This is a genomic window from Flavobacterium polysaccharolyticum (assembly GCF_038739875.1).
In the GTDB taxonomy this organism is placed as follows: domain Bacteria; phylum Bacteroidota; class Bacteroidia; order Flavobacteriales; family Flavobacteriaceae; genus Flavobacterium; species Flavobacterium polysaccharolyticum.
Map to the genome: position 1 here is coordinate 180,984 of NZ_JBCGDP010000007.1, position 13,371 is coordinate 194,354.

Below are 13,371 nucleotides of genomic sequence, written 5' to 3' on the forward strand. Positions count from 1 at the left end.
CTGTTTATTGTACTTTTGTCGGACTATTTTAAAAATACATTCAAACAATATTATGGATAGGTTTTCATTTTTAAACGCAGCACATACCGAATTTTTTGCACAATTATACGATCAGTATTTAGAAAATCCAGATAGCGTAGAGCCAAGTTGGAGAAGTTTCTTTCAAGGTTTCGACTTTGGAATGACTGCTTATAATGAAGAACAAGCCTCAGTTCAAGGTACTCCTCTTGTTGTTCAAGCTTCAGGTGATTCTTGTTCGGCTTCGAATGCTGAAGTTTCTGAGAAATTGCAAAAAGAATTTAAAGTTATCAAGTTAATTGAAGGTTACCGTACTAGAGGCCATTTGTTTACTAAAACAAATCCAGTGCGTGATCGTCGTGTATACACCCCTTCTTTGGCTATCGAAAATTTTGGTTTAGTCACTTCAGATTTAGAATTGGTTTTTGATGCTGCCAAAGTGATTGGAGTTGCTCCGTGTACTTTGCGTGAAATCATCGGGCATTTAGACAGAATCTATTGCCAACATATCGGTATCGAGTATGTGTATATTCGTAAGCCAGAAATTGTAGAATGGATTCGTCAAAAATTAAGAATTAATGACAATCAACCCAACTTCTCTGCCGATGAAAAAAAATCGATTTTAGAGAAATTAAATCAAGCGGTTTCTTTTGAAAACTTTTTGCATACTAAATATGTAGGTCAAAAACGTTTTTCATTAGAAGGAGGAGAATCAGTGATACCAGCGTTAGACGCTTTAATTGAAAAAGCAGCCGATAAAGGTGTAGAACAGTTCGTAATGGGGATGGCGCACCGTGGACGTTTGAATGTACTAGCTAATATTTTTGGAAAATCTACACAAGATATTTTTAGCGAGTTTGACGGTAAAGATTACGATCAAGAGTATTTTGATGGTGATGTGAAATACCATTTAGGATTAACAGCCGACAAAGTGACTCGTTCAGGAAAGAAAATCAATATTAACTTAGCTCCCAATCCATCTCACTTAGAAACAGTTGGAGCCGTTATCGAAGGTATCACAAGAGCGAAACAAGATAAGTATTATGCTGATGATTTTTCGAAAGTTTTACCTATCGCTGTGCATGGTGATGCAGCTATCGCTGGACAAGGTATCTTGTATGAGATTGTTCAAATGGCTCAATTGGATGGCTATAAAACAGGAGGAACCATTCATATTGTAATTAATAATCAAGTAGGATTTACAACCAATTATTTAGATGCTCGTTCTTCTACTTATTGTACAGATGTGGCCAAAGTAACCCTTTCGCCAGTTTTACACGTAAATGCTGATGATGCTGAGGCAGTAGTTCATGCCATGTCTTTTGCGTTAGACTTTAGAATGGAATTTGGACGCGACGTATTCATAGACTTATTAGGATATAGAAAATATGGTCATAACGAAGGTGACGAACCAAGATTTACACAGCCTGTTTTATATAAAATCATTGCTAAGCATCAAAATCCAAGAGATATTTATGCCTTAAAATTATTGTCAGAAGGCGTGATTGATGCTACCTATGTAAATCAATTAGAAAAAGAATACAAAGCCGTTTTGGAAACCAATTTAGAAGAATCTCGTAAAAAAGATTTAACAATCATTACACCATTTATGCAAAATGAATGGGCTGGTTTTGAGCAGGTTTCTGATGATGTTATGTTGAAAAAAGTAGATACAACTGTTGCAAAAGAAACATTAGATTCTATCATTGCTACGGTGTCTAGTTTGCCGTCGGATAAAAAATTCATCAACAAAATCACAAAAATTGTTACCGATAGAAAAACAGGGTATGACAACAATACGATTGATTGGGGTACAGCTGAAACTCTAGCTTATGGTGCATTATTAACAGAAGGTTTTGATGTGAGAATCTCAGGTCAAGACGTAGAGCGTGGTACTTTTTCACACCGTCACGCTGTGGTGAAAGTCGAAGATTCTGAAGAAGAAGTGGTATTGTTAAATCATATCGATAACAAAAAAGGAAATTTCCATGTGTTCAACTCTTTCCTTTCAGAATACGGAGTACTAGGATTTGATTATGGATACGCTTTGGCTAATCCTAAATCATTAACAATTTGGGAAGCGCAATTTGGAGATTTCTCTAATGGTGCACAAATTATGATTGACCAATACATTTCTTGTGGAGAAGATAAATGGAACAATCAAAACGGAATTGTAATGTTATTGCCTCACGGTTACGAAGGGCAAGGAGCAGAGCATTCTTCTGCTAGAATGGAGCGTTATTTGCAATTGTGCGCGCGTCATAATATGTATGTGGCCGATTGTACTACTCCAGCCAACTTCTTCCACTTGTTGAGAAGACAAATGAAAACGAATTTCCGTAAACCATTAATTGTATTCTCTCCAAAAAGTTTACTACGTGACCCAAGATGTGTGTCTTCAGTAGAAGAATTCACTAATGGTGGTTTCCAAGAAACTATTGATGATACTACAGTAAATAAAGCTGAGGTGAAAACATTAGTATTCTGTACAGGTAAATTCTACTATGATATTACAGCAGAAAGAGCTAATAATGGTAGAAACGATGTGGCTGTAGTTCGTATTGAGCAATTGTTTCCATTGCCAATTGAGCAGTTAAAAGCGATTATTGCTCAATATCCAAATGCAGATGATTATGTTTGGGCGCAAGAAGAGCCTAAGAACATGGGAGCTTACACCTACATGTTGGCTAATTTTGATTTAGTAAAATGGAGATTGGCCTCATTAAAAGCATACGCCGCACCAGCTGCAGGAAGTTACACTAGAGCTAAGCGTCGTCATGCCGATGCAATTAGAATGGTATTTGATAAAAATTTATTTAGATAAAAACGTTTGTGGTTTTTAGTTTTTGATAAAAACAAACCAGAAACCATAAGCCTTAAACTACAAACAATAAACTAACAGAAGATGATTTTAGAAATGAAAGTCCCATCACCAGGGGAATCCATCAAAGAAGTAGAAATAGCCACTTGGTTGGTAAAAGATGGTGATTATGTAGAGAAAGATCAAGCGATTGCTGAAGTAGATTCAGATAAAGCTACCTTAGAGTTGCCAGCAGAAGCAAGCGGTGTAATTACCCTGAAAGCCGAAGAAGGCGATGCTGTAGCAGTAGGCGCTATTGTTTGTTTAATTGATACTGGAGCAGCTAAACCATCAGGTGCTGTACCTGTGGCAACACCAGCACCAGTAGCTGAAGCTCCAAAAGCAGAGGTAAAAGTTGAAGCTCCAAAAGCAGCTCCTGCCGCTCCAAGTTATGCAGCAGGCACTCCATCGCCAGCGGCTAGAAAAATACTGGACGAGAAAAATATAGCTCCAGAAACCATTGTTGGAACTGGAAAAGCAGGTAGAATCACTAAAGAAGATGCCATAAATGCAGTACCATCTATGGGAACTCCAACAGGAGGTTCACGTGGTGTAGAGCGTACCAAGTTATCTATGTTGCGTCGTAAAGTATCTGAGCGATTAGTGGCTGCCAAAAACGATACGGCAATGTTGACTACTTTTAATGAAGTAAACATGACACCTATCAACAATTTGCGTAACGAGTACAAAGATGCCTTCAAAGCAAAACACGGTGGGGTAAGTTTAGGCTATATGTCTTTCTTTACCAAAGCGGTAACTAGAGCGTTACAATTGTATCCAGACGTAAACTCTATGATGGATGGCGATTACAAAGTAGCCTACGATTTCTGTGATATCTCAATCGCAGTTTCTGGACCAAAAGGGTTAATGGTACCAGTAGTTCGTAATGCTGAAAACTTGACGTTCCGTGGAGTTGAAGCCGAAATCAAACGTTTGGCCTTGAGAGCACGCGACGGACAAATCACTGTAGATGATATGACAGGAGGAACTTTTACAATTACTAATGGTGGTGTTTTTGGTTCTATGTTGTCTACTCCAATTATCAACCCTCCACAGTCTGGAATCTTGGGAATGCACAACATCATCGAGCGTCCAATTGCTGTAAACGGAAAAGTAGAAATTCACCCAATGATGTACGTAGCCCTTTCTTATGACCACCGAATCATCGACGGACGTGAGTCAGTTGGTTTCTTGGTAGCAGTGAAAGAAGCACTAGAAAATCCAGTGGAGTTGCTTTGCGATAACAATCCTAAAAAAGCATTTGAGTTGTAGTCAATTCGATTTTAAATACACAAAATCCCAAATTCCAATATTGGTTTTTGGGATTTTTTTTATGGAGAAAAGTTATAGTATTTGGTGGCTTAGGAGCATAAAGATAGGGCTTTTTCAGGAAGCAAAGTCCCGCTCTTCGTTATAATCTTTTGAGGCTGAACCCCAGCCTCAAAAGGATTTCCACTACGATCGGGGCTAGTGAGGGACAAGGGGTATTTTTTTAGGCATCCGTTTAATAAATGTGGCTAAATCAAATGATCTTCAAATTGAAGAAGACCTTCTGTTAATAAATGTATACTCAAGTCATAGCTACAGGCTTTTTTTGTCCAGAGTATAGTTTTTGTAGTGTTTTTTAATACTGATTTTTTGAAAAAGGAAGCTTAAATTTGAGTAAATCATATTCTTTTTTGCGAAAAAGGGATTGTACTATTTCGTTGTATGTAAATGTTAAAGAGACATTTATAAAGAAGAGTCTATTAAATTTATCCATTTAAAAAACTATACTTATGAAAACAAAAAACTACATTTTATTTCTATTTCTTTTTCTCCCTTTTTTGCAGAGTAATGCCCAAACTGTGGCTGTAAGAGGAAAGCAATTGTTTGTAAACGAACAACGTTATCGAATAAAAGCGGTCGATTATAACAGAGGGACAGGTGATACAGGAAATTATACTCAGGATATTGCTCTTATGAAAGAAGCAGGTATAAATACCATTAGAACCTACGCTCCGATTACTAATGTAGCTGAGCTGAATGCATTTGCTGCAAATGGAATTAGAATCATCATGCATTTGAATGAAAACGATTTTGAAAATTACATTAACACTTATAAAAATCACCAAGCTATTTTGATGTGGGAGTTTGGGAATGAGTTTAATTATCATCCAGAATGGTTTGGAGGAAATATCAATGTTTGGTATTCAAAATTACAAGCTTGTGCAATACGAGCACATCAACTCGATGTAAACCATCCAGTAACCACCGCTCATGGGGAAGTACCTACAGCCTCAGTGTTGAGCGCATGTCCAGCAGTGGATGTTTGGGGTTTAAATTTGTATCGATGGGATAATGATGTGCCAGCAATAGATGATTTTAGAAGGCTTTCTCAAAAAGCAATGTATGTTTCAGAATGTGGGGCAGATTCATACAATAAGTCGACCAACACTATTAGAGAAGATTTACAAATGCAGGCCAATAAGAATATTCTAACAGGGATTTTTAATCGTTACGATGATTGTATAGGCGCTGCGGTTTTTGAGTTTTGTGATGAATGGTGGAAAGCCGGTAGCCCAGATGTACAGAATCCGGGAGGATCTGCTCCAAATAGTTCAGGTGTGCCATACGACGGAAGTGCCGATGAAGAATATTGGGGAATAGTACGTAGAGATCGTTCAAAAAAGCCTTCTTTTTTTAATCTAAAAGAGATCTACACATCGTTAGATGCGTTCAATAAGAAAATTGAAGCCGAGTCATATAGTTCCATGTCGGGAGTTCAAACCGAAACTTGTACTGAGGGAGGGTTAAACGTGGGCTATATAGATACTAATGATTGGATGGCTTATAATAGCATAACTTTTCCAACAACGGGAGTATATACCTTCGAGTTTCGAGTGGCTAGTTATAGTGGGGGAAAACTTTCGGTTGATTTGAATGCAGGAAGTATTGTTGTTGGCAGTGTGACAATACCTGCTACAGGAGGATGGCAAAATTGGACAACAGTAAGTTTTACAAAACAAGTTAATGCGGGAACTTATAATTTAGGAATTTTTGCTGCCACGGGAGGTTGGAACATTAACTATCTTGTCATTAAATCTGGAGGACAGACGCTTCGTCAAGGGGTAGAGAATGAAAAAAAGACGACTGATTCAGTAACAGATGAAGTTCAGGATTTTTCAATCTTTCCTATTCCAGTAAATGAAAAAATGAATGTTCATTTTGGGAAAAACACCAATAATTTAGGAGTACAAGTACTAAACATGAGTGGTATATCCCTTTTAAAAACCGATGTTTTAAATGATTCAGCTATAGACGTAAGTGCGCTTACACCGGGGCTTTACCTTCTTAAAGTATCTAATGGGAATCAAGAAATTGTGAAAACCTTCATTAAAAAATAGTTTCAAAATGGTCTGCTAATCATATATTGTGTGGCTTATAGAAACAATTCAATCCCAAATTCCAACACTGGTTTTTGGGATTTTTTATTGATTTTGGATAAGATATATTTATCCGTTCCTATACGGAATAGATTTTTTTGTTATATTTTTGACCTTAATAATTTTAACTAATATAACATGAAGGATTTATTGCAAGTAATTGGTTTTCAGCCAAAAGAAAATGCAAAAGATATTTTTATAAAAAAATATCCTGATGGTTATATTATAGAAATTGATTTCCATAAAGAAATAATTAATTATGGAGATAAAATTATTTGCGAAAGTAAAACCACTCAAAACCATTCCCAAGCTGAAAATTTCGTTGTTCTTGAATGTGTAAATAGACTTCTTGAAAAAGGTTATAAACCCGAAAATATAATTCTTGAACCTACATGGAAACTTGGTCGTCAAGAAAAAGGAAGACTTGATATTCTTGTTAAGAATGAAGACAAGGCTTACTTAATGATTGAATGTAAAACTTTTGGAAAAGAGTTTGATGATGAATTAAAGAAAATGAAAAAAGATGGAGGTCAACTTTTTTCTTATTTTCAGCAAGATAAAAGTGCTGAAATATTAATGCTTTATGCTTCTAAACTTGACAAAGATAATATTATTTACAAAAATGAAATTGTAAAAATTGAAGATGAACACAGACTTGCACCAACAGTAAAAGATTTTTATACCATTTGGAACAAGAATACGAAACATCAAGGTGTTTGGGAAAACGAACCTTATGATTTTAAAAGCAAAAAATTCACAAAAGCCGATTTAAAAGAATTAGACGAAGCTGAAAGCACAAAAATATTTCACGAGTTTGCATCAATACTTCGTAAGCATTCTGTTTCTGATAAACCAAATGCTTTCAATAAAATATTCAATCTTTTTCTTGCAAAATTGTATGATGAAGCTAAAAGAGAAAATGACGAATTAGAATTTCATTGGAGACAAGATGATAATGCAGTAGATTTTCAAGTTCGTTTAATTAATTTACATAAAGATGGTTTGTTTGCTTTTCTTCAAAAAGAAATTGAAGGAATAGATGAAAAAGATTTTAAAGCAAATTCACCTGAAGAACTTTTGGAGAAAAAGAAAAAAGTTTTAAAATTCAATAATATACTTGCGATAAAAGAAGTTTTAGATGACGCTAGTTTTGATGAAAATCAACGTGTATTAAAAGATGTTGTAAAACTTTTAGAAAAATATCAAATTCGTTATCCAAGAAAGCAACAACATTTGTCTGATTTCTTCGAAAAATTATTGACTACAGGATTAAAACAAGAAGTTGGTCAATATTTTACACCGCCACCAATTACTAAATTCATTGTTCGCTCAATTCCTATCAAACAAATGATAGAAAAAGAAGTAAACAAAGAAGCTCCTGAATTACCTGCAATAATTGATTATGCAGCAGGAAGTGGTCATTTCATTACGGAAGCAATGGAAGAATATCAAGATATTATTAATGCTTTCAAAGATGAAGAAATGAAGAATTTCTTTCCAAAAGCAATAAAACAAGTAAAATCTTGGCAAGCTGATCCTTATGAATGGGCAAAACATTATGTTTACGGAATTGAAAAAGATTACCGTTTAGTTAAAGTAGCGAAAGTAGGTTGTTATTTTTATGGTGATGGTGTGGCCCAAGTTATTCACGGTGATGGTTTAGATAGTTTTGAAACTTCTAAAACCTATAAGGGTTTATTGAAAGACAACACCAATCTCGAAGATTCTACAAAAGCTAAATTTTCATTGGTTTTGTCTAATCCACCTTATTCTGTAAACGATTGTAAAGACGATTTAGAATATATTGGTGCGCAAAACGATTTTACTTTATATCCATATCTCTCAGAAAAAAGTAAAGATATTGAATGTCTTTTTGTAGAACGAACCAAACATTTATTAAAAGATGATGGAATTGCTGCTGTTGTATTACCGAGTTCTATTTTAAACAACACAGGAATACAAAGCAAAACAAGAGAAATCATTTTACAATATTTTGATATAATTGCCATTGCCGAATTAGGCGGAAACACTTTTATGGCAACGAATACTAGTACAGTTACGTTGTTCTTAAAAAGAAGAAATAATCAAGACTGCATTAAGTTAAAAAATTATGTAAATAAATTTTGCATAGAATTTATAGATAATAATCCTCCAGAGCCATATAACAATATTGAAAAATCTATTTCCAAATATATAAACTATGTCTGGGAAAGTGTTTCGTTTGAAGATTATGTTTCTTTATTGAAAAAAGAACCGACAAAAACTATAGCAGAACACGAAATTTATAGAGAATATCGCAAAAAGATAAAAGCTAAAAAGGAAAATGAGTTTTGGGATAAACTGATTGAAACGGAAAAAGATAAATTATTACATTTCATAATTGCTTACAATCAAAAAAATATTGTTTTAGTAAAAAGTGGTGAAAAAGATGCTGAAAAAAGATTTTTAGGGTATGATTTTTCTGGAAGAAGAGGAAATGAAGGGATGCATCCTATGCAAAAAGGAAAAACAGTTGATGAGTGTACACAGCTATACAATGTAAATGATATAAATGACCTAACAAAAGCGAGTAGTTATATTTATAATGCATTTCTTGAAAACAAAAACTTAGAAATAGCAGAAAACATAAAAAATAATGTTTCATACATAGACTTATTGGATATGCTTTCTTTTGATAGAGCAGAGTTTGAAAAAACTATTTCTACTTCCGCTAAAAAAAAAGTAAAGTTTGAAAGTAAATGGGAATTAGTTTCACTTGAGAAGGAAGCGGAAATAAATCCTTCAAAAACTGAAATTCGAAGTTTCCCTAATGATATGAAAGTATCTTTTATAGAGATGTCTTCTGTCAGTAATTCTGGGACAATAGATAAAATGGTTGATGAAGAAATTGGAAAACTACGAAATAGTAGTTATACATATTTTAAGGATAACGATATTCTCATTGCTAAGATTACGCCTTGTATGGAAAATGGAAAATGTGGAATTGCAGAAAACCTTACAAATGGAATTGGTTTAGGCAGTTCAGAATTCCACGTTATCAGATGTGGGAATAAATTGAATCCAAAATATTTATTTGAAATTATTAATAAAGAATATATAAGAGTTGTTGCAGAATCTCAAATGACAGGTTCGAGTGGACACAAAAGAGTACCTGAAAAATTTTATTCTACGCTAAAAATCCCACTTCCACCATTAGATATTCAAAAAAAGATAGTTTCGGAAATTGAAGTTTTAGAAGCAAAAGAAAAGAAAGCGAAAGAAGAAGTTGAAAAAGGTAAAGAAACAATTGAAAAACTATTCAATCAAGCAGAATCAAAAGCTGATAAAATAGTTAGATTAAGCGATGAAAACATCTTTCAAGTAAATATTGGAAAACGTGTCTTGAAAAATGAGTTTGTAGAAAACGGTAAAATTCCTGTTTACAGTGCTAATGTTATTGAACCATTTGGGAATATTGATAAATTATTAATTGAAGATTTTAGCAAACCATCTGTTTTATGGGGAATTGATGGCGATTGGATGGTCAATCATCTTCCAAAAGATTATCCTTTCTATCCAACAGATCATTGTGGTGTTTTGAGAGTTAAAGATAATTCTATCAACGAAAAATATTTAGCTTTCATTTTAGAAAAAGAAGGGAAAGCATTTGAGTTTTCAAGAACAAAAAGAGCTTCAATAGACAGAATTCAAGGAATTAAAATTGCTGTTCCACCAATTGCTGAACAACAAAAAATAGTTTCAGAAATTGAAAAAATTGAAGCAAAAATAAAAGTGTTAGAAACAGAAATAGCTGAAATACCTAAACAAAAAGAAGCCATTTTACAGAAATACTTACAATAAAACAAATCCTAAATTCTAAATGAGTTTGGGATTTTGTTTATACAATAAATTTTGTGTGAAGCAGAATTCCGCAATAACGATAGGAGCGGCAGCTTTTGCAAAACTTCCATTTAAGGTTTTGCAAAACTATAGCGGATAGCGTGGTGCCTTGGGAATTGCCCTAAAAACCTTGTTTCAAATACAAATAATGATTGTAGTAATCAATAATTCCCTTGCCTTTTAGGAGGATATCGGCGCCAATAATGCCGTGAACGGCTTTGGCTTTGTGTTGGGTAAGCGCTTCGTTGACGTGTGATAAGTCGAAAATGACTAGCGCAGCATCAGCTGTTTTCCAGCGGCCTAGTTGCAGTTTGTTGTCGGTAGAAAGTTGGGTTAGCATTCCAGTGGCGCCTGCACCTGCAGCTTTGGTTTTGGATTTTTTGGCCTTTAACTGAAAGAAATCGATGCCTTCAAAACCCACGCAACTGCTTGAGGCTCCTGTGTCTAGAATGAAATTACCCGTAATACCATTGATTTTGGCTTTGACCAATAAATGCTGCGTTTTGATGATTTTGAATTTTATTTTTTTGTATTTCTCTTTTTTGAGAATCTCGTGAAGATTTTTCATTTTTGATAGTGATTGAAAACCAAAAATAAACCAATTAGTGTCAATAAACTAATGACGTAATAATTATAATGTACTGATTTTACTTCTTTAGAAATCGAACCGTAATACACAAAAGAGCTCCAATAATAAGGTGATTTTTTCTCGTTTGGAATCGATTTGTCATTTAAGAAATCAAGTTTTGCATTTGTATTGGCTTCAAAATAAGACGGATTTTTTTTGATGTTTTTATAAAAGTCAGACATAAAAACCGAAGTTGTATAATCATTTACTTTCCATAAAGAAAACAATAAATTCTGTGCTCCCGCAAACTGAAAACCTCTTGCGACACTCATGGCTCCCTCGGCTTTGTAGAGTTTTCCGATTCCGGTTTCGCAGGCACTTAAAACCACTAAATCCGGGTTGATATTCAGGTTGTATAATTCGGAATATAAAATTTCCTGATCATAAAATTTAATGCTTGCCGGAGTTTCAATATCGCCTGCAGCAGCATGAGTGCTCAAATGCAGAATCGAATAATCAATGGCATTTTTTTTAAAATTATCGAAAGTGGCCTCTGTGTTTTCTAAATATTTTCCTTTAAAATTACTTCGGATTGATGCTAATTCTTTTTTTGAATAATTTAATTCAAAAGCCGTTTTTTTGAAAACCGGAAAAACACCCAAAACGTTTTTTTCTGATTTAGAAACTGGTTTAGAATTCAAATAAATATTAGCCGAGGTATTATAAGCAATTTTGAAATCGTTCAGCAAATAATGCATTTTGGCAAAGTTTGTTGTGTTTGATTTACGTGTAATTAATGCTTCAAACGGAAGAAAATTCAAAATCCCATCCGGAACAACAATCAGGTTTTGATAAACCGAATTGTCAGGCAATTGCAATAGGTTATAAACCTTGTTTCCAAAACTATTATAACCCGAAATATCATTAATAATAGCATTAGCATCATTAAAATAATCTACAAAATGCACGATTTCAAGCATTGCTTTATGGGCTGTAAAGATGTGGTTTAAACTAATTAGGTTGTTTTGTAAAGTGAAGTAAAATAAGTTTTCAGACCCCATAAAATAATAAACCATAACGGCTTTGTCACTTTCTAATTTTGAAAACAGTGCTTTTAAATCACAGTTTTCAGAGAAATAATCGGTATCTTCAGCCTGGAGTTTCTTTAGCGAAAGCATCGATTCATTTTGTTTTTTTATGAATTGATTAATTTTTGAAATATCAGCCAAATCCCCTTTTTGCTGTTCTTTTAAAATAGCATTAATTAAATTTTGAAGTTGCTGCACAAGCTGTTTCTCTTTTGCAGAAGCGTTTTTAATATTTGAACGATAATTTTTTAAAACCCCGGATTTTGTTTTTTCTGATAATTGAAATGCTTGTTCTAAATATTGAATTTTGTGCTCTGCTTGATACAAATGATCGTAAAGTAAGAGACATTTTTCGGTACGGTTACGGGTTTTGATCTGATTAATAATTTTAGAATTTTCATAAACCAAAGAGTTCATCAATAACTCGTCAATGTAAAAAGAAAGGTCAAAAGTTTTTAAAGCTTTTTTGGGGTCTTTGACGGATAAAATTTCGGCATATAAATCGAGTGCATCCAATAAAACGGTTTCTGCATACAATTGATTTTTATTTGGCAATAAATTTTCCGAATTGTAATTGGGGATTAAGATTTTAAAAACACGTTTAATTTCATTGATACTTTCTTTGTTTTTTTGTTCAGCAAACAGTAATAGAGCCTTTTCATAATACAATTTTGCAATTTTTCTGGGCTGCTGATCCTGCATCAGCTTTTGTGCTTTTTCTAAATAAGAGTCTGCAAGTTCAAAATTTTGTCGTAAGCGATTGAGATTGGCTAAATTTCGATAAGAATTCGACAGGGTTTCAGATTGAGCAGTATCATTTTTTAAATATTTCACTGCTAATTCAAAACAATTTTGTGCTTTATCATAGACCTCTGGTTTCATTAAATTCCCTGCTGAACTCAGTAAATAATTATTTCCGAGATTATTCCATAAAATTCCTTTTAGAACATTTGACAGTTTTTCAGTTTTTAGAGAGCTTTCCAAAAGTTCAATTGCCATTGAAATCTTTCCTGAACTCTGATAGACATTCGATAAATTCAGGATGGCCGCTATTTTTTGTGATTGGTTTTTTTCTGTTTCAGCAATAAAATAATACTGTTTGATCGTATTTTCTGCGCTATCATAATCCCCTATAACGGTATATAGATTTCCTAAAGGCTTGAGACAATATTCAATGATATCGTAATCTTTAAGTTGGTATTTTTGATAGGTTTGCCAGGCTTTTTCGTAAGTTAACAAGGCATTTTGGGTTTGCCCGAATTGATTTTCATAATAGGCTTTATTGCAGTTTAAAACTACAATAGATAATAACTCGTCTTTTGTTTTTGGTTTTGGATTTCTCCAGAAAGCAGTTTCGGTATTGGTTAAGTTTTGCAGCGCTTTCGCGGAAGGATGAGCGACAAAAACATCAACTGCATTGTATATTTTGTCTTCGGGGTTTTGTCCAAAAACATTTAGATTCAGGAAGAAGAGAATTAAACCATATAAGCGATATAAGTTCATATAATGTGTTGCTTGTTTGTTGTTTCACAG

The 13,371-nt window shown here is 33.9% G+C and carries 6 protein-coding genes; 4 read left to right on the top strand and 2 right to left on the bottom strand.

Annotated elements, in window-relative coordinates:
- Window positions 1-52 precede the first annotated feature (52 nt).
- From WFZ86_RS09180 to WFZ86_RS09195, 4 genes are all read left to right on the top strand, one after another.
- Window positions 53-2,842: a 2-oxoglutarate dehydrogenase E1 component gene (locus WFZ86_RS09180; RefSeq protein ID WP_342691661.1), complete on the top strand. Its 2,790-nt coding sequence runs from the start codon at window positions 53-55 to the stop codon at window positions 2,840-2,842.
- Between the two features lie 81 nt (window positions 2,843-2,923).
- Window positions 2,924-4,150, top strand: coding sequence for a 2-oxoglutarate dehydrogenase complex dihydrolipoyllysine-residue succinyltransferase (gene odhB / locus WFZ86_RS09185; protein WP_342691662.1), 1,227 nt, complete (start codon window positions 2,924-2,926; stop codon window positions 4,148-4,150).
- 506 nt (window positions 4,151-4,656) lie between these two features.
- Window positions 4,657-6,264: a carbohydrate-binding protein gene (locus tag WFZ86_RS09190; protein ID WP_342691663.1), complete on the top strand. Its 1,608-nt coding sequence runs from the start codon at window positions 4,657-4,659 to the stop codon at window positions 6,262-6,264.
- A 177-nt stretch (window positions 6,265-6,441) separates the two neighbouring features.
- On the top strand, window positions 6,442-10,143 hold the full coding sequence (locus WFZ86_RS09195) for a restriction endonuclease subunit S (protein ID WP_342691664.1): 3,702 nt from the start codon (window positions 6,442-6,444) through the stop codon (window positions 10,141-10,143).
- A gap of 160 nt (window positions 10,144-10,303) precedes the next feature.
- Here WFZ86_RS09195 and WFZ86_RS09200 read toward each other — a convergent pair whose 3' ends face one another.
- Window positions 10,304-10,750 (bottom strand): retropepsin-like aspartic protease, encoded by a 447-nt coding sequence (locus WFZ86_RS09200; RefSeq protein ID WP_342691665.1) that lies wholly within the window; start codon window positions 10,748-10,750, stop codon window positions 10,304-10,306.
- A complete protein-coding gene (locus WFZ86_RS09205; protein ID WP_342691666.1) occupies window positions 10,747-13,341 on the bottom strand; it encodes a CHAT domain-containing protein in 2,595 nt (864 codons plus the stop codon). Before WFZ86_RS09205 ends, WFZ86_RS09200 begins: the two co-directional genes overlap by 4 nt.
- Window positions 13,342-13,371 lie beyond the last annotated feature (30 nt).

Bases quoted from the DNA above. Each gene is read 5' to 3' on its own strand.
- WFZ86_RS09180 (WP_342691661.1), top strand. From the start codon at position 53: ATGGATAGGTTTTCATTTTTAAACGCAGCACATACCGAATTTTTTGCA.
- odhB (WP_342691662.1), top strand. From the start codon at position 2,924: ATGATTTTAGAAATGAAAGTCCCATCACCAGGGGAATCCATCAAAGAA.
- WFZ86_RS09200 (WP_342691665.1), bottom strand. From the start codon at position 10,750: ATGAAAAATCTTCACGAGATTCTCAAAAAAGAGAAATACAAAAAAATA.
- WFZ86_RS09190 (WP_342691663.1), top strand. From the start codon at position 4,657: ATGAAAACAAAAAACTACATTTTATTTCTATTTCTTTTTCTCCCTTTT.
- WFZ86_RS09205 (WP_342691666.1), bottom strand. From the start codon at position 13,341: ATGAACTTATATCGCTTATATGGTTTAATTCTCTTCTTCCTGAATCTA.
- WFZ86_RS09195 (WP_342691664.1), top strand. From the start codon at position 6,442: ATGAAGGATTTATTGCAAGTAATTGGTTTTCAGCCAAAAGAAAATGCA.